General features: G+C 64.2%; 23 protein-coding genes. 13 read left to right on the forward strand and 10 right to left on the reverse strand.

The window, feature by feature from the left end:
• Positions 1 to 213: 213 nt before the first annotated feature.
• The 5 genes from hslV (at position 214) to QA642_RS00975 (ending at position 4,764) form a co-directional block, all read left to right on the forward strand.
• Positions 214 to 774 (forward strand): ATP-dependent protease subunit HslV, encoded by a 561-nt coding sequence (gene hslV, locus QA642_RS00955; RefSeq protein WP_235542088.1) that lies wholly within the window; start codon positions 214 to 216, stop codon positions 772 to 774.
• Between the two features lie 186 nt (positions 775 to 960).
• A complete protein-coding gene (locus QA642_RS00960) occupies positions 961 to 1,446 on the forward strand; it encodes a GNAT family N-acetyltransferase (RefSeq protein ID WP_283082976.1) in 486 nt (161 codons plus the stop codon).
• Positions 1,443 to 2,060 carry a DUF2585 domain-containing protein gene (locus tag QA642_RS00965; protein ID WP_283082977.1) on the forward strand — a complete coding sequence of 206 codons (618 nt, stop codon included), beginning with the start codon at positions 1,443 to 1,445 and terminating at the stop codon, positions 2,058 to 2,060. Before QA642_RS00960 ends, QA642_RS00965 begins: the two co-directional genes overlap by 4 nt.
• 49 nt (positions 2,061 to 2,109) lie before the next feature.
• Entirely contained in the window at positions 2,110 to 3,414 is a 1,305-nt protein-coding gene (hslU, locus tag QA642_RS00970; RefSeq protein WP_283082978.1) for an ATP-dependent protease ATPase subunit HslU, read from the forward strand.
• A 225-nt stretch (positions 3,415 to 3,639) separates the two neighbouring features.
• Positions 3,640 to 4,764 carry a hypothetical protein gene (locus tag QA642_RS00975; RefSeq protein WP_283082979.1) on the forward strand — a complete coding sequence of 375 codons (1,125 nt, stop codon included), beginning with the start codon at positions 3,640 to 3,642 and terminating at the stop codon, positions 4,762 to 4,764.
• A gap of 5 nt (positions 4,765 to 4,769) precedes the next feature.
• Here the strand turns inward: QA642_RS00975 and QA642_RS00980 are convergent, their stop codons facing one another.
• The 3 genes from QA642_RS00980 to QA642_RS00990 are packed head-to-tail and all read right to left on the reverse strand — an operon-like array spanning position 4,770 to position 7,553.
• Complete coding sequence (locus tag QA642_RS00980) at positions 4,770 to 5,360, reverse strand: Smr/MutS family protein (RefSeq protein WP_283082980.1); 591 nt, start codon at positions 5,358 to 5,360, stop codon at positions 4,770 to 4,772.
• A complete protein-coding gene (locus QA642_RS00985) occupies positions 5,357 to 6,880 on the reverse strand; it encodes an MltA domain-containing protein (protein ID WP_283082981.1) in 1,524 nt (507 codons plus the stop codon). The genes QA642_RS00980 and QA642_RS00985 overlap by 4 nt, the downstream gene beginning before the upstream one ends.
• The gene (locus tag QA642_RS00990) at positions 6,858 to 7,553 is read right to left on the reverse strand and encodes a Tim44/TimA family putative adaptor protein (protein ID WP_283082982.1); all 696 of its coding nucleotides are present in this window, start codon (positions 7,551 to 7,553) and stop codon (positions 6,858 to 6,860) included. Before QA642_RS00990 ends, QA642_RS00985 begins: the two co-directional genes overlap by 23 nt.
• Before the next feature lie 408 nt (positions 7,554 to 7,961).
• On the opposite strand from QA642_RS00990, the gene secB reads away from it, so the two are divergent.
• Entirely contained in the window at positions 7,962 to 8,450 is a 489-nt protein-coding gene (secB, locus tag QA642_RS00995; protein ID WP_283082983.1) for a protein-export chaperone SecB, read from the forward strand.
• 22 nt (positions 8,451 to 8,472) lie between these two features.
• On the opposite strand, the gene dnaQ is transcribed toward secB, so the two are convergent.
• Genes dnaQ through QA642_RS01015 form a run of 4 tightly spaced genes read right to left on the reverse strand, consistent with a single transcriptional unit; the run spans position 8,473 to position 11,290 of the window.
• Positions 8,473 to 9,189 carry a DNA polymerase III subunit epsilon gene (dnaQ, locus tag QA642_RS01000; protein ID WP_283082984.1) on the reverse strand — a complete coding sequence of 239 codons (717 nt, stop codon included), beginning with the start codon at positions 9,187 to 9,189 and terminating at the stop codon, positions 8,473 to 8,475.
• A gap of 30 nt (positions 9,190 to 9,219) precedes the next feature.
• Positions 9,220 to 9,819: a dephospho-CoA kinase gene (gene coaE, locus QA642_RS01005; protein WP_283082985.1), complete on the reverse strand. Its 600-nt coding sequence runs from the start codon at positions 9,817 to 9,819 to the stop codon at positions 9,220 to 9,222.
• A 23-nt stretch (positions 9,820 to 9,842) separates the two neighbouring features.
• Complete coding sequence (locus QA642_RS01010) at positions 9,843 to 10,451, reverse strand: Maf family nucleotide pyrophosphatase (RefSeq protein ID WP_283082986.1); 609 nt, start codon at positions 10,449 to 10,451, stop codon at positions 9,843 to 9,845.
• Positions 10,451 to 11,290 (reverse strand): pyruvate, water dikinase regulatory protein, encoded by an 840-nt coding sequence (locus QA642_RS01015; protein WP_283082987.1) that lies wholly within the window; start codon positions 11,288 to 11,290, stop codon positions 10,451 to 10,453. Before QA642_RS01015 ends, QA642_RS01010 begins: the two co-directional genes overlap by 1 nt.
• Before the next feature lie 459 nt (positions 11,291 to 11,749).
• On the opposite strand from QA642_RS01015, the gene hemJ reads away from it, so the two are divergent.
• The 7 genes from hemJ (at position 11,750) to QA642_RS01050 (ending at position 20,475) form a co-directional block, all read left to right on the forward strand.
• A complete protein-coding gene (hemJ, locus tag QA642_RS01020) occupies positions 11,750 to 12,184 on the forward strand; it encodes a protoporphyrinogen oxidase HemJ (RefSeq protein ID WP_283082988.1) in 435 nt (144 codons plus the stop codon).
• A gap of 249 nt (positions 12,185 to 12,433) precedes the next feature.
• Entirely contained in the window at positions 12,434 to 13,699 is a 1,266-nt protein-coding gene (gene rho / locus QA642_RS01025; RefSeq protein ID WP_011083462.1) for a transcription termination factor Rho, read from the forward strand.
• Between the two features lie 316 nt (positions 13,700 to 14,015).
• Positions 14,016 to 15,365, forward strand: coding sequence for a tRNA uridine-5-carboxymethylaminomethyl(34) synthesis GTPase MnmE (gene mnmE, locus QA642_RS01030; RefSeq protein WP_283082989.1), 1,350 nt, complete (start codon positions 14,016 to 14,018; stop codon positions 15,363 to 15,365).
• A gap of 527 nt (positions 15,366 to 15,892) precedes the next feature.
• Positions 15,893 to 17,773 (forward strand): tRNA uridine-5-carboxymethylaminomethyl(34) synthesis enzyme MnmG, encoded by a 1,881-nt coding sequence (gene mnmG / locus QA642_RS01035; RefSeq protein WP_283082990.1) that lies wholly within the window; start codon positions 15,893 to 15,895, stop codon positions 17,771 to 17,773.
• 141 nt (positions 17,774 to 17,914) lie between these two features.
• Positions 17,915 to 18,556, forward strand: coding sequence for a 16S rRNA (guanine(527)-N(7))-methyltransferase RsmG (gene rsmG, locus QA642_RS01040; protein WP_283087128.1), 642 nt, complete (start codon positions 17,915 to 17,917; stop codon positions 18,554 to 18,556).
• A gap of 29 nt (positions 18,557 to 18,585) precedes the next feature.
• On the forward strand, positions 18,586 to 19,440 hold the full coding sequence (locus QA642_RS01045) for a ParA family protein (protein WP_283082991.1): 855 nt from the start codon (positions 18,586 to 18,588) through the stop codon (positions 19,438 to 19,440).
• A gap of 147 nt (positions 19,441 to 19,587) precedes the next feature.
• The gene (locus QA642_RS01050) at positions 19,588 to 20,475 is read left to right on the forward strand and encodes a ParB/RepB/Spo0J family partition protein (RefSeq protein WP_283082993.1); all 888 of its coding nucleotides are present in this window, start codon (positions 19,588 to 19,590) and stop codon (positions 20,473 to 20,475) included.
• Between the two features lie 289 nt (positions 20,476 to 20,764).
• On the opposite strand, the gene holA is transcribed toward QA642_RS01050, so the two are convergent.
• The 3 genes from holA to leuS form a co-directional block, all read right to left on the reverse strand.
• Positions 20,765 to 21,793: a DNA polymerase III subunit delta gene (gene holA / locus QA642_RS01055; protein WP_283082994.1), complete on the reverse strand. Its 1,029-nt coding sequence runs from the start codon at positions 21,791 to 21,793 to the stop codon at positions 20,765 to 20,767.
• 112 nt (positions 21,794 to 21,905) lie between these two features.
• The gene (gene lptE, locus QA642_RS01060; RefSeq protein WP_283082995.1) at positions 21,906 to 22,457 is read right to left on the reverse strand and encodes an LPS assembly lipoprotein LptE; all 552 of its coding nucleotides are present in this window, start codon (positions 22,455 to 22,457) and stop codon (positions 21,906 to 21,908) included.
• On the reverse strand, positions 22,444 to 25,068 hold the full coding sequence (leuS, locus tag QA642_RS01065; RefSeq protein ID WP_283082996.1) for a leucine--tRNA ligase: 2,625 nt from the start codon (positions 25,066 to 25,068) through the stop codon (positions 22,444 to 22,446). Before leuS ends, lptE begins: the two co-directional genes overlap by 14 nt.
• Positions 25,069 to 25,124: the final 56 nt, after the last annotated feature.

The following is a 25,124-nucleotide window of genomic DNA, read 5'->3' on the forward strand; positions in this document are numbered from 1 at the left end:
TGATCTTGTCGGAAAACCGGTAGCCACTTTTCCGGATCATGCTCTTTGAGCCGAAAACGCCAGTCTCTTAACAGCCAAATGACGCCTTCGCTACTGCGGGAACGGCTGGCGAGGCCTCTACTTCTGCCTATGGTGAGCGAAATTCGGCCCGGAACGGCCCGTTGTGCCCCCGCTCCCGACCCCCTAAATCAGGCCGGACAACGAGGGTCACTTATGCAGGATTCCCAGAACAGCTCGCCGGGCTGGCACGGCACCACGATTTTGACGGTCCGCAAGGGCGGCAAGGTGGTGGTCGGCGGCGACGGCCAGGTCTCGATCGGCCAGACCGTGATCAAGTCCAACGCCAAGAAGGTCCGCAAGCTCGGCAAGGGCGACGTCATCGGCGGCTTTGCCGGCGCCACCGCCGATGCCTTCACGCTGTTTGAGCGGCTGGAGAGCAAGCTCGAGCAATATCCGGGGCAATTGACCCGGGCCGCAGTGGAGCTGGCCAAGGACTGGCGCACCGACCGCTACCTCCGCCGGCTGGAGGCCATGATGATCGTGGCCGACAAGGACGTCTCGCTGGTCCTGACCGGCACCGGCGACGTGCTCGAGCCCGAGGCCGGCGTGATGGCGATCGGCTCCGGCGGCAACTACGCGCTGGCGGCCGCGCGCGCCCTGATCGACACCGACAAGGACGCCGAGACCATCGTCCGCCGCTCCCTCGACATCGCCGCCGACATCTGCGTCTACACCAACCGCAATTTGACCATTGAAAGCCTGGTGACCGGGTAGGTCTTATCTGTGACTGAACAGCGGAGCTCCTGGCTGGCTGCAACCTCTCCCGCTTGCGGGAGAGGTCGCGCCGAAGGCGCGGGTGAGGGCTCTCTCCTCTAGGGGATTGTCCCAATGCGGAGACACCCTCTCCCCGACCCTCTCCCGCAAGCGGGAGAGGGAGTGCAGCATCATCGACGGCCCTAAATGACCGCCACCTACACCTTCCGCCCCATGACCGCAGCCGACCTGCCGCTGATCCGGCGCTGGCTGGGTGAGGCCCATGTGCGGGAATGGTGGGGCGATCCGGACGAGCAGCTTGCGCTCGTCGGCGTCGATCTCATTGAGCCCGCCATGGACCAGTTCATCGTGTTGGCCGGCGACAAGCCGTTCGGCTATCTTCAGTGCTACCGCCTGACCGCCTGGAATTCGGGCTTCGGGCCGCAACCGGAGGGCACGCGTGGGATCGACCAGTTCATCGGCGAAGGCGACATGATTGCGCACGGCCACGGCTCGGCGTTCATCCGCCAGTTTGTCGATGAGCAGTTTCGCAGCGGCCTGCCCCGCATGGTCACTGACCCTGATCCGCTCAACGCACGTGCGTTGCGTGCTTACGAGAAGGCCGGCTTCATCCGCGACCGCATGGTCGAGACGCCGGACGGGCCGGCGCTGCTGATGGTGCGCGAACCATGACGCTGGTCCACGCGCGCGAGAGCAAGGCCGCCTTCCCGGCGCTGGCATGGGTCGGCATCGCGCTGCTGCTGCTGGCGCTGCAGGCCGCGGTCCTGTTCGCGATGGGGCGTGTGCCGATCTGCACCTGCGGCTATGTCAAGCTCTGGCACGGCGTGGTGAACAGCTCGGAAAACTCGCAGCACATCGCCGACTGGTACAGTTTTTCGCACGTCCTGCACGGCTTCCTGTTCTACGGCCTGACCTGGTTGCTGTTCGCGCGCCTGCCGCTGCTGCGCCTCTCCTGGCCCGCCCGGTTGATCATCGCCATGCTGATCGAAGGCGCCTGGGAGATCGTCGAGAATTCGCCGTTCATCATCGAGCGTTACCGCGCCGGCACGATCTCGCTGGATTATTACGGCGACAGCATCGTGAATTCGATTTCTGACACGCTGTTCATGATGCTCGGGTTCCTCGCCGCGCGCGTGCTGCCGGTAACTGTAACCGTCCTCACCGGGCTCGCCTTCGAAATCATGCTGGCGCTTCACATTCGCGACAATCTGACGCTCAATATATTGATGCTGATCCATCCGATCGAGGCCGTAAAACAATGGCAATCGGGCCCGCCCATCATCTGACCTAAAATGCGGCTTGTCCTTGGCCGCCTCCCGCCCTAGCTAAGCAGACATGACAGACTTCTCCCCCCGCGAAATCGTATCCGAACTCGACCGTTTCATCGTCGGCCAGGCCGATGCCAAGCGCGCCGTCTCGATCGCGCTGCGCAACCGTTGGCGGCGGCAGCAGCTCGAAGGCTCCCTGCGCGAGGAGGTGCTGCCGAAGAACATTTTGATGATCGGCCCCACCGGCGTCGGCAAGACCGAGATCGCGCGGCGATTGGCAAAACTTGCGAATGCGCCGTTCCTGAAGGTGGAAGCGACGAAGTTCACCGAGGTCGGCTATGTCGGCCGCGACGTCGAGCAGATCATCCGCGATCTCGTCGAGGTCGCGATCGCCCAAGTCCGCGAGCGCAAGCGCAAGGATGTGCAGGCGCGCGCGCAGCTCGCCGCCGAGGAGCGCGTGCTCGACGCGCTGGTCGGCGCCAATTCCAGCTCCGCGACGCGCGAATCCTTCCGCAAGAAGCTGCGCGCCGGCGAGCTCAACGACAAGGAAATCGAGATCGAGACGCAATCGTCCGGCGGCGGCATGCCGATGTTCGAGATCCCGGGCATGCCGGGCGCGCAGATGGGCGCGATCTCGATCGGCGACATTTTCGGCAAGCTCGGCGGCCGCCCCAAGACGCGGCGGCTGACGGTGGAAGGCTCGCACGAGATCCTCGTCAACGAGGAATCCGACAAGCTGCTCGACGCCGATCAGCTGACGCTGGAAGCGATCAGCGCCGTCGAGAACAACGGCATCGTGTTCCTGGACGAGATCGACAAGATCTGCGCGCGCGAAGGCCGCGCCGCCGGCGACGTCTCGCGCGAGGGCGTGCAGCGCGATCTGTTGCCGCTGATCGAAGGCACCACGGTCTCGACCAAGCACGGTGCGGTCAAGACCGACCACATCCTGTTCATTGCCTCCGGCGCCTTCCACGTGGCCAAGCCGTCGGATTTGCTGCCCGAATTGCAGGGCCGCCTGCCGATCCGCGTCGAATTGCAGGCGCTGACGCGCGACGACATGCGCCGCATCCTGACCGAGCCCGAGGCCTCGCTGATCAAGCAATATGTCGCGCTGATGCAGACCGAGGGCGTCACGCTCGACATCACCGACAGCGCCGTCGACGCACTCGCCGACGTCGCGGTCGCCGTCAACTCCACCGTCGAGAACATCGGCGCGCGGCGGCTGCAGACGGTGATGGAGCGGGTGCTGGACGAGATCTCCTTCACCGCCCCCGACCGCAGCGGCGAGACCGTCAAGGTCGATGCCGATTTCGTGCAGAAGCACGTCGGCGACCTCGCCAAGAACGCGGATCTCAGCCGATTCATTTTGTAAATCGGCCAGGGTCGGTTATCTCTATCCGCCGTCGTCCCTGCGAAAGCAGGGACCATAACCACCAGCGGTCCTTGTTGAAAAAGATGGCGGCTCCGATTCCGGCACACACGACCTCCTGTGGTTATGGGTCCCGGGTCGCGCGGAGCCTGTCATCGGTCCGCGCTACGCGCGGACCCGGTGGCTTGTCCGGGACGACAGCGGAGTATGGTGCACGGCGGGTGCCGCGTGCTCGCTGACATCGAGAAAAATCCCTGGCGCGTCCTGCTCGCGATCAACGCGGCGGTCATCGTCGGCGTGTTCATTCACAAGATCCTGCTGCCGCCTTACGTTCCCTACATCCACCTCGTCGTCGACTACCATTTCGGCTTCATCAAGCGCGCGCTGATCGGGGCGATCGTCGCGCTGTTCACGGACAAGGTGCCGGTGTGGCTGGTGTTCGCGATCTCAGGCGCGGCGTGGTTGGTGACGCTGGGGCTATTCCTCAGGCTCTTCCAGAAGACGTTCGGCTTCTCCAATAAGACGCTGCCGCTGTTCGTCCTGATCGCGGGCTCGCCGTACTTCCTGAAGAACTTCATGCACACGCTCGGCCATTTCGACATCTATGGCTGCGTGTTCGCGCTCATCCTGCTGCTGATACCGGCCGGCTCGCTGCTGTTCGTCGCAACGGCCGCGCTGTTCGCGATCATCCTGGTGCTGATCCACCACATCCATCTGCTGATGTATGTGCCGACGATCATCACCATCGTCGGGATCAGGCATTATCTCGGGCACGGCATCACCAGAACGAATATCGCATTCGGTTTTGCGGCGCTGCTGTGCGTGAGCGCACTGTTTCTCGCGGCGCAGTTTCTGGGAACGATGCCGATCCCCGAGGCGGACTTCCTCGCCTATCTGAAGAGCCGCATGGCCGATCCGTCCCGTACCAGCCTGCTCCAGTTCAGCTACATCTGGTATCAGCCGCTGTCGAAGGAGGTGTCCGACACCTGGAAATGGCTGCCGCACAACATGCTCGGCCTGCCGGTGTTCGCGCTGCTGCTCTGGCTGCACACGCCGCTGTGGCGCTATTTCGCCGACCTGATCGCCGCGCTCGCGAGCAAGCTGCACCGGCGTCTCGTCATCGCGGCGCTGACCGGCATCAGCCTCGCCTATCTCATCATGTTCGCGATGGTGTTCGACTATTCGCGCTGGATGTCGAACTGGGCGGTCTGCATGTTCCTGATCCTGCATGCGGTGAAGACGCTGCCCGCCGCGCGCGAGACCGCGCTGATCCCGCCGGACGACAACAGGACCAACATCTTCGGCTTAGTCCTCACCCTGATCCCGCGCGTTGGGATCGTGCGACCGTTCTAGCGGATTTAAAACCTCGCCCGCCTGATCCGCACATACAGCGCACCCTCGCCGCCGTGGCCGATGGCGGCTTCCTCGAAGCCGACGACGAAGGCGCGAAATTCCGGCAGGCTCAGCCATTCCGGCACTTGCCGCCGCAGCACGCCGCTTTCGCCGCCGCTGCGACCCTTGCCGGTGATGACGAGCACGAAGGTCAAGCCGTCATGATGGGCACGGTGCAGGAAGCCGGTGAGGGCGCGATGGGCGCGGGTCTGGGTCATGCCGTGCAGGTCGAGCCGCGCCTCGATCTCGCTGCGGCCGCGCGACAGTTTTGTGCGCTCGCGCTTGCCGAGCGGCGCCAGCGGCGGCATCGCCGGCTTTGCCAGGCGCGGCGCGGGCGCAGCAGCAACCGGCCGCGGTGACGGCGCAGGCCGCGGCACCGGCGTGGCGGGTGAAGGCTCGGTGCGCGGCGTGGCCGGCGCCTTTGCCACGCGCAGTTTCTTCAGCGGCTTGACGTGTTTGGCGACGAGATCCCACAGCTCGCGCTCCTCCTCGCTCAGCGCGCGGCGGCGCGGCGAGGGACGAGGCTCCAGCACGGGCGGACGGGACGATCGCTTCATTGCTGCCGATGGGACCGATTCTTCACCGGCCGCCGCGGCTCGGAAGCGGGCTCGATCACGGGACGTGGCACCGGCAGCGGGACCGGGTTAGCAACGGCCACCGTTTCACCTCTACCCTGAGCCGCCGGCATGGCCGAATCCTTCGCGGGCCCGGTTTGCGGAAACAGTTTTGCGATCTTCTCCGACGGCCTGGGATCCGGCACCGGCAGCCGCGCGGCGCGCGCCGCGGGATCGAGCCCCTTCGGCACCAGCATGACAAAGTGCATGGGATGGCGGAGCCGCCCAGAGACGCGGCCGGCCTCGTGGCCGGCACCAAAGTAGAGATCGGCGCGCGCGGGGCCGATGATGGCCGAGCCGGTGTCCTGCGCGATCATCAACCGATGGAACGGCGTCTTGGAGCGTTCGGAATCGATCGGCAGCTCGCCCTCGATGAAGAACGGCGTGCCGTAGACATGCAGCGACTTGTCGACCGCGATCGAGCGTCCCGCGGTGAGCGGGATGCCTTGCGCGCCAATCGCCTCGTCCTTGTCGGAAAGATTGACCTCGCGGAAGAAGATGTAGGAGCGGTTCTGGCGGCGCAGCTCCTTGGCGCCGTCAGGGTTTTGCGCCATCCACTCCCTGATCCTCTGCATCGACATCTCTTCCTTCGGAATGATGCCGCGCTCGATCAGGATGCGACCGACGGCGGTGTAGGGATAGCCGTTATAGGCGTCGTAGTTCAGGCGGACCGTGCCGCCGTCGTCGAACTTGATCCGCGCCGAGCCCTGGATCTGGGCGAACAACAGGTCAGTCGGATCCTTCAGCCAGGCGATCTCGAGCCCGCGCCCGGCGATCTTGCCGTCCTCGATCTCGCCGCGATCGTAATAGGGCACGAGCTTGCGGCGGCCGATCTTCCGATACACCGGCCCTTTGTTGGGCAAGCTGACCGCGTCCTGCTTGTAGCCGCGCACGAACAGGTTCGACGGGCGGCGATAGACCGGCACGTTGAAGACGTCGGTCTGCGTGCGCGATCCCTCCAGCACCGGCTCGTAATAGCCGGTGACGAAACCGTCGGGCTCGCCAAGGCGGGAGATGCGCAGCGGCGCGAAATTCTGCTCGAAGAAGGTTTTTGCTTTCGCGTCATCGCTGAGGTCGAGCGATTTGGCGGCGCGGCAGGGCTCGTTCAGCGAAGCGCCGAGCGCCTTCGGCTCGAGAGCGCCCGTCTGTGCATTGATCGACTTGCAGCTGGCGCGGAACGTCTTGTAGGCGGCGAGATGATCGTCCTCGCTCCAACCCTTCACGTCGGCCCAGGCCAGCGGCAGATATTGCGTGCCGGGAATCTCAAATGGCAGGGGAAGCTGCGGATAGGGCAGAGCCCGCGGAGGGTGGGCAGGCAATTCCGGGAGATGATGGTGATGGCTGCGATAGTGGCGCCTCGCCGCCTCTGCGCCGAGCGAAAACGACGATAGCGCGACGACACCTGCGCAAAGCGCCGTCGCGCTATTCTTCAGAAGAGTCTTAATTCGCGCTTCCGGTGCCAACCAGCTTCCAGTTCGGATCGCGAGAGGTGGTGTCGCGGGCGAAAGTCCAGATGTCGGTGATGTCGGCCACCGTGTCGGCGCTGCCGTCGACGATGGTGCCAGTCTTGTCGCGGGTCGCCGAGATCATCTGCGAGACGAAGCGCACGGTGAGCTGGGCGGTACGGTCGCGCAGCTCGGCGCCGACGAGCTCGGCCTTGTCGATCGAGACGAAGCGGGTCTCGGTCTTCTGCTCGTTCTTCTCGCGCTCCTTGATCGCGGCGTCGAAGCTCTCATAGACCTCCGACGACAACAGGTCGCGCAGCGCGCGGCGGTCGCCATTGGCAAAGGCCAGCACGATCATCTCGTAGGCGCCGCGGGCGCCCGAGATGAAGTGGCGCGGGTCGAAGGTGGAATCCTTGTCGACGATGGCGTCGAGGCCCTGCGCCAGCGCGGTGCCCGGTTCAGTCAGGCCCTTCCAGCGATCGGAAGGCGGGGCCGGCTCGGTCGCCGGCGCCAGCGGAGCCTGGTCGATCACCTTGCCCGGCATGGTCACGACGTTCTTGTCCTGGGCGCCCTGGAGCGCGTTGCGGTCGAACGGCGGCCGCTCGTTGCCCGTACGCTGCCCCAGCACGCTGCGCAGCCTCAGGAAGATAAAGACCGCCAGCGCCAGGAAGATGATGGTGTAGATGTCCACGTCGTATTCGCTTTCTGGTCTTCTGTAGAAGGGTCTAGGATCGTCGCCGGGAAAATCAATCCGGCCAGTAGACCGTTCCATACGGGAACGGCAAGTCTACATCACCATTTTTGGCCCACGTCAGGTCCATGGGATGTAGGCACGGAATCTTGCCCGGCCAATGGCGCCTTTTGGCACAGCGGCGAGTGTAGCGCGTTTTATGCTTAAGGGGAAACCAGATCGTGCCCGGAAATCGCGCATCTTCAATCATTTAAGGCGCAATTTCGTCAAAAGGCCGGGCCGAGCGTCACAGATGTGGGCGCGGCCCGGATACCGCCATCCGGCGCCGTTCGTCCTTGTGGAACGAGGCGGCCCTATGTTAGCCAACCGCCGCGAAATTCAGCCCCAATCGGGTAAGGAGAGACTTTCATGACCAACGGTAACGGCACCCCTCCCGAGGCGGCCCAGGCTCCCCAGCTCAACGTGCTGGCGCAGTATACCAAGGACCTGTCGTTCGAAAATCCGAACGCGCCCACCTCGCTCCAGCAGCAGAGCCAGCCGCCGCAGATCAACATTCAGATCAATGTCAGCGCCAACAATCTCAGCGAAACCGAATTCGAGGTGACGCTGTCGGTCGACGGCAAGGCCGAGTCCGCGGGCAAGATCATGTTCTCGTTCGAGCTCGCCTATGCCGGCGTGTTCCGCGTCGCCAACGTGCCGAAGGAGAATCTGCATCCGCTGGTCATGATCGAGTGCCCGCGCCTGCTGTTCCCGTTCGCCCGCGAGATCATCGCGACAGCCGTGCGCGACGGCGGGTTCCCGCCCCTGATGCTGGATCCGGTCGATTTCGTCGGCCTCTATCGCCAGAACATGGAGCGGCAGATGGCTGCCCAGGGCGGTCAGACGGGCCAAGCCTGATCAGCAGGCCTAATCAGCGAGCCTAGCCGGCCGCAGCAGCGGCCGGAGCGGCGAGATACTCGTTCCAGATGGCCTTCTCGCCGAGCGTCGCGATGAAGGCCTTATGGGCCTCGCGCTCGGCTTCTGAAACCCGCGGCGCAAGCGGCACCAGCCGCTGCCGCCGCGGCGCATCGCCGGTGGCGCTGACGCGAATCTCCTCGGCGTCCGACGCCAGCAGCAGCTGCGACTGCCGCGCCCCGACCAGATCGACATAGACTTCGGCCAGAAGCTCGGCGTCGAGCAGCGCGCCGTGCTTGGTGCGGTGTGAGTTGTCGATCGAATAGCGCGAGCAGAGATCGTCAAGCCGGTTCGACACGCCGGGATGCTTGCGTCGCGCCAGCAGCAGGGTATCGACCAGCTGCTCGCGCGGGATCGCAGCGCGCTTGATGCGGTCGAGCTCGGCATTGATGAAGCTGATGTCGAACGAGGCGTTGTGGATCACCAGCGGCGCATCGCCGATGAACTCCAGAAACGCGTCGACCACCTCGTGGAACAGCGGCTTGGTCGACAGGAATTCGGCCGACAGCCCGTGCACCGCAAAGGCTTCCGCCGGCATATCCCGCTCAGGATTGATATAGACGTGATACGTCTGTCCCGTCGGCATGCGGTTGAAAATCTCGACGCAGCCGATTTCGACCAGGCGGTCGCCGCGAAGCGGATCAAGGCCGGTGGTTTCGGTGTCGAGAACGATTTCGCGCATGATCTTGAGGAAGCCGGGTGGGACGGCGAATCAGGCCCGCCGCTGCGGCATTTTAACGACCTCGGCCAGGATGTGCGCGATTTGCGCGCGCACGGGTTCAAGTCCGTGTGACGTATCCACCACGAAATCGGCCCGCTTGCGCTTCTCCGCGTCCGGCGTCTGCTTGGCTATGATGGCGTCGAGCTTGGCCTCGTCCATCGTGCCGCGCGCCAGCACCCGCTCGCGCTGAAGTTCCGGCGAGGTCGAGACCACGACCACGGCGTCGACGCGCTTCTCGCCGCCGGTCTCGAACAACAGCGGGATATCCAAAACCACGACCGGCGCCTTGGCCGCTTCCGCGTCGGCAAAGAATTTTTGCCGGGACGCGCCGAGCATCGGGTGAACGATCTGCTCGAGCTGCTTGATCGCGGCGGGATCGTGCACCACGCGCGCGGACAGCTTGGGTCGGTCGACCTTGCCGTTCACGGTGGTGCCGGGGAAGGCTGCCTCGATCGCCGGAGCCGCTTCGCCCTCATAGAGCTGATGGACGGCGGCATCGGCGTCGTAGACGGGTACGCCGGCCTCCGCAAACAAGTTTGCGGTGGTGGATTTGCCCATCCCGATCGAGCCGGTCAGTCCGAGGATTCGCATCAGCGCCGAGCCATTCTTGCCGTTCAGACCGCAACTAACCGTTCACGCCGCAGAAACGCAAGCAGCGGCAATAGCGGCAGGCCGAGAATGGTGAAATGGTCGCCCTCGATGCGCTCGAACAAATGGACGCCGAGGCCTTCGAGCTGATAGGCGCCGACGCTGGTGGTGACGGCGTCGCCGGTGGCGTCGAGATAAGCGGACAGTTCAGCATCGGTCATTTTGCGCATGGTCATGCGGGCGACCGAGACGTCCTCGAAAACGATCTTGCCGTCGCGCGCCATGGCCACGGCGGAATTCAGCTCGTGGCTGTTGCCGGCGAGATCGCGCAGCTGCTCCAGCGCCTGGGCGCGGCCGGCGGGCTTGTTGAAGAGGCGCTCGCCAAGCGCCAGCGTCTGGTCGGCGCCGATCACATAGCTTCCCGGATGATGGACCGAGACCGCCTTCGCCTTCTCGCGCGCCAGCAGCAGGCCGATCTCGCGCGGATTTGAAAGGTTGGACGCAGCCTGGATGCCGCGCTCGTCGATATCAGCGGTGACGGCCTCGAATGCGAGCCCGGCGTTCGCCAGCAGCATCTTTCTCGCGCTGCTTTGCGAGGCCAGCACCAACGGAGATGTGCCGCGCCAGAGAGCCATTATTCCGACGGCCGGTTGCGCTGGCGATCGCTGTAGAGCTTCATGATCGCCGCCGCGGTTTCCTCGATCGAGCGGCGCGTGACGTCCAGCAGCGGCCAATCGTGCTTGGCGCTGAGCTTGCGCGCAAACGCGACCTCCTCGGTGACCGATTGTCGGTCGGTGTAGGTGTCGCTGCCGGACTCGGCTCCCAGGGAGAGCAGGCGGTTCTGACGGATCTGGATCAGGCGTTCCGGCGTCGCGTGCAGGCTGACGACCAGCGGCCGTGTCAGCTTCTCCAATTGCTCGGGCACCGGAATGCCGGGAACCAGCGGCACGTTGGCGGTGCGGATGCCGCGATTGGCGAGATAGATCGACGTCGGCGTCTTGGAGGTGCGGGACACGCCGACCAGGACCACGTCGGCATCGTCGAGGCCTTCGACGTGCTGGCCGTCGTCGTGAATCATCGTGTAGTTCAGCGCGTCGATGCGCTTGAAATATTCCGCATTGAGCACGTGCTGGGCGCCGACGCGGCCCGTGGTCGCAGCGCCGAGATAGGCTTCGAACAGCTGCATCACCGGGCCGATGATCGACAGGCTCGGAACGTTGATTTCCTTGCACTTGTCCTCGAGCCTGGACACCAGATCCTTCTCGAGCAGCGTGAACAGCACGATCCCCGGCGCCTCCTCGATCTCGTCGAGCACGCGGTCGAGCTGCTTCTGGCTGCGCACCAGCGGATAGACATGCTCGACCGGGGTCACGTTGGCATATTGGGCGGCGACAGCGCGCGCCACGGTGATCAGGGTCTCACCGGTCGAGTCGGAAACGAGGTGCAGATGGAAATAATTGTTCGAGGTCGGCACAAAAACCCTTTGAATTGCGTTGGGGCGGTTTGTGGATTTCTGTGGAGCTTAACCGCTCGGAAAGGGATGTGCGACACCAGGGGCGGGACAAGTGCCAATTTTCTTCACACCGCTGCCCATCAGAACAAGTCCGGCGCCCTCGCGGCGCGGAAGCGGGATTGCGCGGACAACTCCCTTGATAAGCTGCCGACGGAGACGTGCAAGCCTTTGAAGCTGGCCAACTTATCGGAAGTCGCCCGAGCTCGCCGGGATATGTTGATGGATGTGAACAAGCGAGCGTGAACCCGCGGACGGCATTGCGTGAGTCCAATCCACGGTCACTCAGACTCAAACCTTAAGAATCTAAGATTCTAGATTTGAGGAAGGCGCTACGGACGGATATGTGTGCAGGGTAAGACCTTAACGAGTTCTTACTATCCCCAGCCTTCCCTAGGCTGGGCAGGAATCCGGGCGCAGAGCATGTTCGAAGACGTCTATCTCTGGATCAAGGCGCTGCATGTGATCGCCGTCATCTCCTGGATGGCGGGCATGCTCTATCTGCCGCGACTGTTCGTCTATCACTGCGAGGCCGAAATCGGCTCAAAGCAGTCCGAGACGTTCAAGACCATGGAACGCCGGCTGCTCAAGGCGATCATCAACCCCGCCATGATCGTCACCTGGCTCGCCGGGCTCTATCTCGCCTGGTCCGGCCACTGGTTCACTTTCGGCTGGCTGCACGTAAAACTGGCACTCGTGCTGGCGATGTCCGCGGTCCACGGCTTTTTTTCCCGCTGGGTGAAGGACTTTGCTGCCGACCGGCGCCCGCGCAGCCAGAAATTCTATCGGATTATCAATGAGGTGCCGACCGTCCTGATGATTGTCATCGTCATCATGGTGATCGTGAAGCCGTTCTAGGCAGCCGCGCGACGTTTAGCTCAGCGCTTCGTCTTGCAGAGCCGGGAGCGATTTTCTATATTATCGGCATCCCACCCAACGCAGGCGGATGTGGTTGTGTCTGAGCTTTCCAGAGGCCGGACACCGCATCAGGTTTGAAGCCTCACCCGGCACTCTCCTTGCCAGACCTGCGGACCTTACCTTCTCACGTCCGCATTTCAGAGCCTCCTCGCACCCCCCTCTCCAAGGTTACCCCACAGGACCACCCCAATGCGGGAAATTAAACTCCAGGACCTCAAGTCGAAGACGCCGGCCGAGCTCGTCTCGTTCGCGGAAGAGAATGGGGTCGAGAACGCCAGCACCATGCGCAAGCAGGAGCTGCTGTTTGCCATCCTCAAGCAGCTCTCGCTCGCCGAGACCGATATCGTCGGCGAAGGCGTCGTCGAAGTTCTCTCCGACGGCTTCGGCTTCCTCCGCTCGCCCGACGCGAATTATCTGCCCGGCCCTGACGACATCTACGTTTCGCCCTCGCAGATCCGCCGTTTCGGCCTGCGCACCGGCGACACCATCGAAGGCCACATCCGCAGCCCGAAAGAGGGCGAACGCTACTTCGCGTTGCTGAAGGTCAACACGCTCAATTTCGAGGACCCGGAAAAGGCCAAGCACAAGGTCAATTTCGACAACCTCACCCCGCTGTTTCCGAATCAGCGTTTCCGCATGGAAATCGACGATCCGACGCGGAAAGACCTATCTGCGCGGGTGATCGACATCGTAGCCCCGATCGGCAAGGGCCAGCGCGCCCTGATCGTGGCGCCGCCGCGCACCGGTAAAACCGTGCTGATGCAGAACATCGCGCACTCGATCACGCACAATCATCCCGAATGCTATCTGATCGTGCTCTTGATCGACGAGCGTCCGGAAGAAGTCACGGACATGCAGCGTTCGGTGAAGGGCGAGGTCGTGTCGTCGACCTTCGACGAGCCGGCGGTGCGTCACGTCCAGGTCGCCGAGATGGTGATCGAGAAGGCCAAGCGCCTGGTCGAGCACGGCCGCGACGTCGTGATCCTGCTCGATTCGATCACACGCCTCGGCCGCGCCTATAACACCGTGGTGCCGTCATCCGGCAAGGTGCTGACCGGCGGTGTCGACGCCAACGCGCTGCAGCGGCCGAAGCGCTTCTTCGGCGCCGCCCGCAACATCGAGGAGGGCGGCTCGCTGACCATCATCGCGACCGCGCTGGTCGATACCGGCAGCCGCATGGACGAAGTCATCTTCGAAGAGTTCAAGGGCACCGGTAACTCGGAACTGATCCTCGATCGCAAGGTCTCGGACAAGCGCACCTTCCCGGCGATCGACATCTCGCGCTCCGGCACCCGCAAGGAGGAGCTCATCACCGATCCGCAGGTGCTCAAGAAGATGTACGTCCTGCGCCGCATCCTCAATCCGATGGGTACGATGGACGCGATCGACTTCCTGCTCGACAAGCTGCGCTCGACCAAGAGCAATTCGGAATTCTTCGACTCCATGAACACCTGAGTGCAGTGCAGCAAGAGATCAGAGGGCGCCTTCGGGCGCCCTTTTGTTTGTGCGGTGTTGCTGCGGGAAAAGTGCAGCATGGCGGACGGCCGGCGCGAAAATCCGCGTCCATTGGAAGCTGTTGATATCTTTGCGTAATAGTTGACTTTCGCCACGGATTTGCTCCGAGCTTAGACCAGTTTAGCAGCAAAATGCTGCATCCTATATTGCATCGCAATATGCCTGTTGCTGCGGACGAGAGCGCAGCAAAACGGCAGCCTTCGGCCTCTGAAGAACGGACCGTTTGCCTTTTCCCCGCCAGCCGGACAAATAGGCCATGCATCCGCGAGACCAGACCATCTTTGCGCTGTCGTCCGGCCGTGCGCCAAGTGCGATCGCGGTGGTGCGCGTCTCGGGCCTGCAGGCCGGCGCAGTTCTGATGACGCTCGCGGGCAAGCTACCGGCACCGCGGCAGGCCAGCCGGCGGCTGCTGCGCGACGGCGCGGGCGAGCCGATCGACGATGCGGTCGTGCTCTGGTTCCCGGGGCCGGGCAGTGCGACCGGCGAGGACGTCGCCGAATTCCACGTCCATGGCGGACGCGCGGTGCTGGCCGCACTCTTCGCCGCTATTTCGCTAATTCCGAATACACGCACGGCCGAGCCGGGCGAGTTCACGCGGCGATCCTTCGAGAACGGCAAGCTCGATCTCACCGAAGCCGAAGGCCTCGACGACCTCATTCATGCCGACACCGACCGGCAGCGGCGCCAGGCGCTGCGTCAGCTTGAAGGGCTGCTCGGCAAGCGCGCTCGCGACTGGCGCGAGCGGATCATTGAGGCGTCCGCGCTGATCGAGGCCGGCATCGATTTCTCCGACGAAGGCGATGTGCCGGCCGAGCTGATGGCGCCGGCGGTGCGGGCGATCAAGGCGCTGCATGATGAAATTGCAAAAGTCCTTGCGGCACAGGGACATTCGGAACGCCTGCGCGACGGCCTCGTGGTCGCGATCGCGGGCGAGCCGAATGTCGGAAAGTCCACGCTGATGAACCAGCTCGCGCGCCGCGAGGTCGCGATCGTCTCGCCGCACGCCGGCACGACGCGTGACGTGATCGAGGTGCAGCTTGACCTCGACGGCTATCCCGTCACTGTCATCGACACCGCCGGAATCCGCGAGACCGACGATCCGGTCGAGCAGGAAGGTGTGCGTCGGGCACGGGCGCGGGCGGAAGACGCCGACCTCGTGCTGTGGTTGGTCGAGGCCGAGCAGGTCGTCGATTCGGATGCGATGCGGTCGCTTCGGAAATCCGGAGGCGACCAGTCAGATGGCGCGGCCTGGATCGTGCGCAACAAGATCGATCTGGGATCCGGAGCCGCCACGCCACCGGGCGAGTTCGCGATCTCGGCAAGCCGGGGGGATGGCATCGCGGCGTTGGTGGACGCGCTCGTGAAATTCGCCGCCGAGTTTTTCGGAGCTAGCGAGGGCGCCTTGGTGACCCGGGTGCGCCAGCGTGAGCTGCTGGGCCAGGCGCGAGATAGCTTGCGCCGGAGTCTGGACCTTGTAGAAGAGGGCGAGGAGCTCGCCGCGGAAGAGCTTCGTTCCGCCGCCTATGCTTTGGGGCGGCTCCTCGGCCGGGTGGACGTCGAGGACGTCCTTGGGGCCATTTTCCAGAAATTCTGTATCGGAAAGTAGCGCTAGTTCTTCATTCTAGAACTAGTGCTTGTTCCATTGTTTGTGTTTGACGTGAAACAATCTGGCGAGCTGGCTCGATCGGGTTTCGCGTGTCAGCGAGCGGCGGTCGCTACCGAGAGGGCAGCAGGTTCCAACGCGCCGATCGACCTCGCTGCGGGAACAGTGCCCGCTGGAGGACAACGAAGCTCGCCGCGATCTCCGTCATTGCGAGGGGCTCTTGCGACGAAGCAATCCAAGCTGTTTCCGCGGAGGCAGCCTGGATTGCTTCGCTACGCTCGCAATGACGGCGTCGCGGTCGTCTCGCTCTCTTCGATGTATCCAGCGTCTGGGCGGGACCGTCACTGTATCCCCGTCACCGATGCGTGTTGTTTCACGTGAAAGAGCAGCCCGTTCAATGTCGCACCTACTGTGCATGGGGTTGTTTTCAAGAAAATGCTCTAGCTCCAGCGCCGTCCGTTTCACGTGAAACACCGACCCCGCCCAGTTTCTACTTCCGGCTTTCATACCTCTGAGCTAGAAGTTCGCCCATGCGAACAGAGCGAGAGAGCTTCGACGTCATCGTGATTGGCGGCGGCCACGCCGGCTGTGAGGCCGCGGCTGCGTCTGCCCGGATGGGCGCGGCGACCGCTCTGGTGACGCACCGTTTCGCCACCGTCGGGGCGATGTCCTGCAATCCCGCGATTGGCGGTCTCGGCAAAGGCCATCTGGTCCGCGAGGTCGATGCCCTCGATGGCCTGATGGGCCGCGTCGGCGATGCCGGCGGTATCCAGTTTCGCGTCCTCAACCGCCGGAAGGGTCCGGCCGTCCGTGGTCCCCGGGCCCAGGCCGACCGGAAGCTTTATGCCGTCGCGATGCAGGCGGCGATCCGGGAGACCGAAGGTCTTTCCGTCATCGAAGGCGAGGCGGACGAGCTGATCGTGGTCGACGGCCGGGTGACCGGGCTGCGCCTGGCAGACGGCCGGGAGCTTCGGGCAGGGGCCGTCGTCGTCACCACTGGCACCTTTCTCCGCGGCCTGATCCATCTCGGTGAGAAGAACTGGCCTGCCGGACGGGTCGGCGAAGCCCCGGCGATGGGTCTTTCGACCTCCTTTGAGCGTGCCGGCTTCACCCTCGGACGGCTCAAGACCGGCACCCCGCCGCGCCTGGACGGCACCACGATCGACTGGGCTGCGGTCGAGATGCAGCCGGGAGACGAGCCGCCGGAGCCGTTCTCGGTGATGACCGAGCGGATTACGACCCCGCAGATCCAGTGCGGGATCACCCGGACCACGGCTGCGACCCATGAGGTGATCCGGGCCAATGTCCATCGCTCTCCGATGTATTCCGGCCAGATCAAGAGTTCCGGCCCGCGCTACTGCCCCTCGATCGAGGACAAGATCGTCCGCTTCGGCGACCGCGATGGCCACCAGATCTTCCTGGAGCCGGAAGGGCTGGACGACAGCACGGTCTATCCCAATGGCATCTCGACTTCGCTGCCGGAGGAGGTCCAGCTCGCAATCCTCGCCAGCATCCCCGGCCTCGAGCGAGTGAAGATGGTCCGGCCAGGCTACGCCATCGAATACGACCACATCGATCCTCGCGAGCTCGACCCGACCCTCCAGACCAAGCGTCTGCGCGGCCTGTTCCTGGCCGGGCAAATCAACGGCACCACCGGATACGAGGAAGCCGCCGGGCAGGGTATCGTGGCCGGCCTGAACGCCGCGCTCGCCGCCAGTGGCTCTGCTCTGACCGTGTTCGACCGCGCAGACGGCTATCTTGGCGTGATGATCGACGACCTCGTCACCCGCGGGATCACCGAGCCCTATCGGATGTTCACCTCGCGCGCCGAGTACCGGCTGACGCTGCGCGCCGATAATGCCGATCAGCGTCTGACTGAAAAGGGGATTGCTCTGGGATGCGTCGGCAGGGCCCGGACCCAGCATCATCGCGGCAAGATGGATGCTCTGAACGCCGCCCGGACGCTCTCGAAGTCGCTGACCATCACGCCCAACGAGGCGATCAAGCACGGACTGTCCCTGAACCGGGACGGCCAGCGCCGCTCGGCCTTCGAGCTGATGGCCTATCCGGAGATCGGCTGGAGCCAGGTCCGATCGATCTGGCCCGAGCTGTCGGCGATCGATCCCGTCATCGCCACCCACCTCGAGATCGACGCCAAGTATGATGTCTACCTTGAGCGCCAGAGCGCCGACGTCGAGGCCTTCCGGCGTGACGAGGGGATGGTGCTGTCGGATGTCGACTACAAGCTGGTCCCAGGTCTCTCCAACGAGGTCCGCGCCAAGCTGGAGAAGGCCCGCCCGTTCACGGTCGGCCAGGCCGGCCGGATCGATGGCATGACGCCGGCGGCGCTCGGCATCCTCGCGGCCTATCTCCGCCGCGAAGCTCGAAAGACCTCCAAGGCAATCGCATAGGCGTTTCACGTGAAACAGCGCGGACCGGGCGGAGACAGACCGCTATCGCGACGACCCGGAACAGGTGAGGGCGCCGCTCGCCGAGCTGAGCCGGCGCCGGCCAAACCGAAGGTCGACAAGGCCAGCGTCAACGATCGGTCGCTGGACGCCGCCATCGCCGCCGACAAGAACGCGGCGCTTAAGCTCGCTCCGGTTTCACGTGAAACCGAGGACCGACTCGATCGCTACATCGCGCTGCTCCGCGAGTGGCAGGCCAAGACCAATCTGGTCGCGCCCTCGACCTTGCCGCACCTCTGGACGCGGCACATCGCCGACTCGCTTCAGCTCGTCGATCTCGCGCCATCGGCAAAACGCTGGGCCGACCTCGGCAGCGGCGGCGGCTTTCCCGGCGTTGTGCTCGCCTGCGCCATGGCCGATACGCCGGGCGCCAGCGTCCATCTCGTCGAGCGAATCGCCAAGAAGGCCGCCTTTTTGCGCGAAGCGCTTCGTGTCACCGCATCGCCGGGGCTCGTACATCTCGCTGAGATCGGGGATAATGTGGATAGAATCACCGGCCCCGTCGATTGCGTCACCGCGCGTGCGCTGGCTCCGCTACATCAACTCATCGGCTTTGCGGAGCCGCTGATGCGCCAGGGCGCAAAGGCGTTGTTTCTCAAGGGTCAAGATGTAGAGGCTGAATTGACCGAAGCCGCTAAATATTGGAATATTCAGCCGCGACTCCACCAAAGCCGGACAGGGGACGGCTGGATCGTCGAGTTGACTTCAGTTGAACGGCGCGGGTGAGACGTTCAGGGGTTGAGTGGGGAATTTCGATGACCGTGATTGACGAGCCGCAGCAAGAACAGACCGCAGAGGTCCCGCAAGGCCACCCGCGCATCCTGGCGCTGGCGAATCAGAAGGGTGGGGTGGGAAAAACAACCACAGCGATCAATCTCGGCACGGCGCTCGCCGCGATTGGCGAGCGTGTCCTGATCGTCGATCTCGATCCGCAGGGCAACGCCTCGACCGGCCTCGGCATCGACCGCCGAAACCGTTCCTGCTCGACCTATGACGTTCTGATCGGCGAAGCGAGCTTGCGCGAAGCAGTGGTTTCGACCGCGGTGCCGCGGCTGCACATCGCGCCCTCTACCATGGATCTCTCCGGCCTCGAGCTCGAGCTCGGCACCACGCCCGGCCGCGCCTTCAAGCTGCGAGATGCGATCGGCGCGCTCAACAACAACGTCTCGCCGGACGCCGACTACACCTATGTGCTGATCGACTGCCCGCCCTCGCTCAATCTGCTCACTGTGAACGCGATGGCGGCGTCGGACGCGATCCTGGTGCCGCTGCAATGCGAGTTCTTCGCGCTCGAAGGTCTGTCGCAATTGCTGCAGACGGTGGAGCAGGTGCGCTCGACGCTCAACCCGACCCTGTCGATCCACGGCATCGTGCTGACCATGTTCGACTCGCGCAACAACCTCTCGAACCAGGTCGTCGCCGACGTCCGCCAGTTCATGGGCGAGAAGGTCTACAAGACCATGATCCCGCGCAACGTGCGCATCTCCGAAGCGCCGTCCTACGGCAAGCCGGTGCTGGTCTACGATCTCAAATGCGTCGGCAGCGAAGCTTACTTGCGGCTCGCCACCGAGGTGATCCAGCGCGAGCGCGAGCTGCGCACGACGCATTGAAGCGACGTTGTTCGTAGGATGGGTAGAGCGTAGCGAAACCCATCACCCCAAACGCAAACGGCGATGGGTTTCGCTTCGCTCTACCCATCCTACAAGTTTCGAAATTCAGTTCTGGAGTGCTGCACCGTGAATCCAAGGGAGCTGGCGATGGCCGACGAAGCGCGTTCGCGACTGGGCCGGGGTCTTGCGAGTCTGATCGGTGATGTCGGCGGCGAGGCTCAGCACGTCGATCGTCCGCGCGCGCAGCGCAAGGTACCGATCGAGTTCATCAAGGCCAATCCGCGCAACCCGCGCCGCACCTTTTCAGACACCGAGCTGAAGGAGCTCTCCGAGTCCATCAAGCAGCACGGTGTGATCCAGCCGATCGTGGTGCGCCCGGTGAAGGGTGCGCAGGACCGCTTTGAGATCATCGCCGGCGAGCGGCGCTGGCGCGCGTCGCAGATGGCGGGCCTGCATGAAGTGCCGATCGTCCCGGTCGACATCAGCGACAGCGATGCGCTGGAATTCGCGATCGTCGAGAACGTACAGCGCGAAGACCTCAACCCGATGGAAGAGGCGCTCGGCTATCACGCGCTCGCCAACGAATTCAAACGCAGCCAGGACGACATCGCAAAGGTCGTCGGCAAGAGCCGCAGCCACATCGCCAACATGATGCGGCTGACCAAGCTGCCGGCCGAGGTGCAGGCCCTGATCACCAGCGGCGATCTGACCGCCGGTCATGCCCGCGCGCTGATCGGCGTGCCCGATCCGCTCGCATCCGCCAAGCGCATCGTCGAGGAGGGTCTCAACGTCCGCCAGGCCGAGGCGCTCGCACATGAAGAGGGCGTGCCCGAGCGCAAGCCGCAGAAGGCGCGCTCGACCGGTGGCAAGGAAAAGGACCCCGACACGATCGACTTGGAAAAGCGCGTCAGCGACGCGCTCGGCCTCAAGGTCACCGTCAATCACCGCGACCCCGGCGGCTCGGTCCAGATCAACTACCGCAACCTCGATCAGCTCGACGAGGTGATGAAGCGGCTGGCAAAGGGCGTGCTGTAACTCTCTCGTCCCGGCGAAGGCCGGGACCCATACCGCGTGATCCATCGATCGCGGAAAGTCACAGTACCGAACTACGTGTCTTCGCCAAACCTCTCCCTGTGGTTATGGGTCCCGGCCTTCGCCGGGACGACGGCTGAGTGTGTGGCGCGCGCCTGCATCCGCATCGTCATTGCGAGCGCAGCGAAGCAATCCAGAATCGTTCCGCGGAGGGACACTGGATTGCTTCGCTGCGCTCGCAATGACGGATGCAGAGAGTCGTGCTCGCAATGACGTGTAGAGAGAGCGGGACCTATCCCCGCCGCTTCGCGTTCGCGGCGATCGCCATCAGCGTGCGCTGGGCGATGGCGGCGGCGAGGGTCGATTGCTTGCGGGTGTCGAGCGCGGCAGACGCGAGCTGCTCGATGATGGCGGCGAGCCGCGCCACGCTGAAATTGCGCAGTGCCGTTTCGACCATGGGCTTTCGTGAAAAATGCAGCCGCGGAAAGCCGCCGCCGAGCACGGCGGAGGCAGGCTGGCCGTCGGCGATCGCGAGCGCGGATTTGTGCAGCCACGCCGCCTGGCGCTGCGCGGCGGAGATGATCACGCCGGGATAAGTGCCGGCGATCATGGCTTTTGCGAATTCGGTCTCGACGATATCGGGCCGGCCGGCGAAGGCGCCGTCGACGATCGGATCGAGCTTCAGCTCGGAGGCGTCGGCGACCACGGACATCACGTCGTCCAGCGTGATCTCGCCTTTGCCATGAGCATAGAGCGTCAGCTTGCGCAGCTCGTTGCGCGAGGCCTGGCGGTCGCCACCGAGGAAGGACATCAGCGCGGCGCGGGCGTCGTGCGCGATGCGCAAATTCGCAATGCGCAGCTCGTCTTCCACCAGTTTTGCGAGGTCGCGCTCGGTGTCGGGATAGCAGCCGATCGCCACCGCCGTCTTGGCCTTCTCGCAGACCTTGCGCAGCGGCGATTCCGGCCGCAGCTCGCCGGCCTCGATCACGATGCGGCAATCCTTCACGCTCATCTCCGCCAGCGTGTCGACGCCGCTGGCAAAGCTGCGCGAGCCGGCGCGGATGCGGATGGCCCGGCGGCCGCCGAACAGCGGCACGGTCATGGCTTCATCGACCAGGCGTGACGGCTCGGCCGAGAGCTCGTCGCCGTCGAGCTTGACCAGCGAGAAGGGGTCGTTGGGATCATCGACCGCGGAGGCGATCAGCGCATCGGCACGCTCGCGCACGAGGCCGGCGTCAGGTCCATAGAGCAGGATGATCGGACGGCCCGCGTCAGGACGGGCGAGGAAGGCGTCTATCTCTTTTCCGCGCAGCGCGACCATGTTGCCTCAACGGCGTCATTCCGGGGCGCGCGACGCGCGAGCCCGGAATCCAGAGGTTGGGGATCGAGATTCCGGGTTCACGCGTCGCGTGCCCCGGAATGACGGAAGGGCTTTACGTGCCCGCGGTGAAGAACGCGGCAAGCCGGGTCGTGATGTTCTCGGCGATCTCGTTGGCGGCGCGATCCTCGGCGTCGCGCACGGCGCGGTTGCGGGCGAAGCGCTGATAGGAGCCGGGCATGTCGTAGGACACGCGCGAGAACGTGGTGCCGGTCATCACCGACTTGCCGGTCGCGACCTCGATCAGATTGTACTGGGCATCGATGCCGTAGTTTTCGCTGGTCGGCAGGGCCGTATTGGGATCGACCAGCAGCGACGACTTGCTGGACGTGAAGCGGATGTCGAGGCGGTGGGTCGGCGGCATGCCCGTGGCGGTGCCGTAGAGCTTGAAGGCCAGGGCATTGCGGACCTCGACGCCGACGCGGGCCTCGCGGGAGGCGTTGGGCTTGTTGATTGGCGGAAGCTCGACCCCCATCAGCTTTTCGCGCAGGCCGGGGGTGCCGTCGTTCCGCTCGGCATACATCGGCTGGAAGCAGCCGGCCGTCAGTGCCGCCAGAGCGACGACCGCCAGCAAGCGGGCTGCGATACGGATCCTAGCCGACAACATTCACGATCCTCTTGGGGACGATGATCACTTTGCGGACAGGCTTGCCGTCCAGGGCCAGCTTTACCGCATCGAGGGCCAGAACGGCAGCCTCGATTTCCGGATTCTGGGCCGCTGTTGCAACTGTGACCTCACCCCGCTTCTTGCCGTTGACCTGGACCACCAGGGTCACGCTGTCTTCAACCAGCAAATCGCGTTCGATTTGCGGCCAATTGGCCTCCGAAACCAGCCTGGAATGCCCCAGAACCTGCCAGCACTCCTCGGCGAGGTGCGGCATCATCGGGGAGAACAGCTGGACCAGGATCTGGCTCGCCTCCCGGATCGCCCAAGCCAAATCGGGGGCCGGCTGGCCGGGACGCTGGAGCACCTCCGAAAAAGCATTGGCGAATTCGCGGATATGGGCGAGGCAGACATTGAAGTGCAGCCGCTCGATGCCGGTGGTGACCTTGTCCAGCGCACCATGGGCGGCCTTGCGCAAGGCGGTCGCATCCGCCCCGAAGCTGGCCGGGCGGTCCGCCGGCGCGGCCTTGCCGAGATCCACGGAGTCGTTCACCAGCCGCCACAGCCGCTGCACGAAGCGCGAGGCGCCCTGGACGCGCTCGTCGCTCCAGATCACGTCGCGGTCGGGCGGAGAGTCCGACAGCATGAACCAGCGGGCGACGTCGGCGCCATAGGTCTCGATGATGTCGTCGGGATCGACCGTGTTCTTCTTCGACTTCGACATCTTCTCGATCGGACCGATCGTGACGTCTTCGCCTGAAGCCAGCAGCGTGGCGCGGCGGCCATTGCCGCCGACCTCGATCTTCACTTCGGCCGGCTGCACATAGGTGCCGTCGGCCGTCTGGTAGGTCTCGTGCACCACCATGCCTTGCGTGAACATGCCGGCGAACGGCTCGTCCAGCGCGATGTGTCCGGTCGCCTTCATCGCGCGGGTGAAGAAGCGGCTGTAGAGCAGATGCAGGATCGCGTGCTCGACGCCGCCGATATACTGGTCGACCGGCAGCATCCGGTTGGCGACCGCAGGCGTCGTCGGCGCGTTCTCGTTCCAGGGATCGGTGAAGCGCGCAAAGTACCAGGACGAATCCACGAAGGTGTCCATGGTGTCGGTTTCGCGCTGGGCCTTGCCACCACATTTGGGGCAGGTGACGTGCTTCCAGGTCGGGTGATGGTCGAGCGCATTGCCCGGCTTGTCGAAGCTCACATCCTCCGGCAGCACCACCGGCAGGTCTGCATCCGGCACTGGGACCACGTCGCACTTCGGACAGTGGATGACGGGAATCGGGCAGCCCCAATAGCGCTGGCGCGAAATGCCCCAGTCGCGCAGGCGGAAATTGACCTGGCGCTCGCCGACCGGCGCGTTGCCGCGCAACTCGGTCTCGAGACGCTTGGCGACCTCTTCCTTGGCCTGATCGATCGTCATGCCGTCGAGGAAGCGCGAATTGATCATGCGGCCGTCACCGTCATAGGCGGTGTCCGTGATGACGAACGTCGTGGGGTCCTGGCCTTCGGGGCAAACGACGGGCGTGTTGCCGAGATTGTATTTGTTGACGAAGTCGAGGTCGCGCTGGTCGTGCGCGGGGCAACCGAAGATCGCGCCGGTGCCGTATTCCATCAGCACGAAGTTCGCGACATACACTGGCAGCTTCCAGGAGGGATCGAACGGGTGCACCGCGCGGATGCCGGTGTCAAAACCCTGCTTCTCCGCGGTGTCGATGATCTCCTGCGCGGTGCCGATCTTCTTGATGTCGGAGATGAATTCCGCAAGCTTCGGGTTCTTCGCGGCAGCCGCCTGCGCCAGCGGATGATCCGCCGAGATCGCCATGAATTTCGCGCCGAACAGCGTGTCGGGGCGCGTCGTGAAGATCTTCAGCTCGCTCTCGCCGGCAGGTGTCGTCGCCTGATCGAGCGCGAAGCGGATCAAGAGGCCCTCGGAGCGGCCGATCCAGTTGCGCTGCATCAGCCGCACCTTGTCGGGCCAGCGGTCGAGTCCATCGAGCGCCGACAGCAGCTCCTGCGAGTACTTCGTGATCTTGAAGACCCACTGGCTCATCTCGCGCTGCTCGACGATCGCGCCCGAGCGCCAGCCGCGGCCGTCGATGACCTGCTCATTGGCGAGCACGGTCATGTCGACCGGATCCCAGTTGAGCTTGCGCTTCTCACGCTCGGCGAGGCCCGCGGCGAGCATGTCCAAGAACATCTTCTGCTGATGCTTGTAGTAGCTGGGGTCGCAGGTCGCGAATTCGCGTGACCAGTCCAGCGACAGCCCGATCGAGCGGAGCTGCTTCTTCATCGCGGCGATGTTGTCGTAGGTCCAGGCTTTCGGCGCGACCTTGCGCTCGATGGCGGCATTCTCGGCCGGCAGGCCGAACGCATCCCAGCCCATCGGGTGCAGCACGTTGTAGCCCTTCGCGCGCATGAAGCGGGCCAGCACGTCGCCGAGCGTGTAGTTGCGGACATGGCCGATATGGATGCGCCCGGACGGGTAGGGGAACATCTCGAGGACGTAGTATTTCGGCCGCGAATCATCGTTCTTCGAGACGAAGATCGCCTGTTCGTCCCATTGGCGTTGCCAGCGCGGTTCGGCGTCGCGGGCGTTATAGCGTTCGGAGGTCATGGAATCGTTGGTTTTCTTGGATTCGGCCGTCTAAAGACGGCGGACTAGGCCATAGA

Origin of the sequence: Bradyrhizobium sp. CB2312 (assembly GCF_029714425.1) — a bacterium.
Taxonomy (GTDB): Bacteria; Pseudomonadota; Alphaproteobacteria; order Rhizobiales; family Xanthobacteraceae; genus Bradyrhizobium.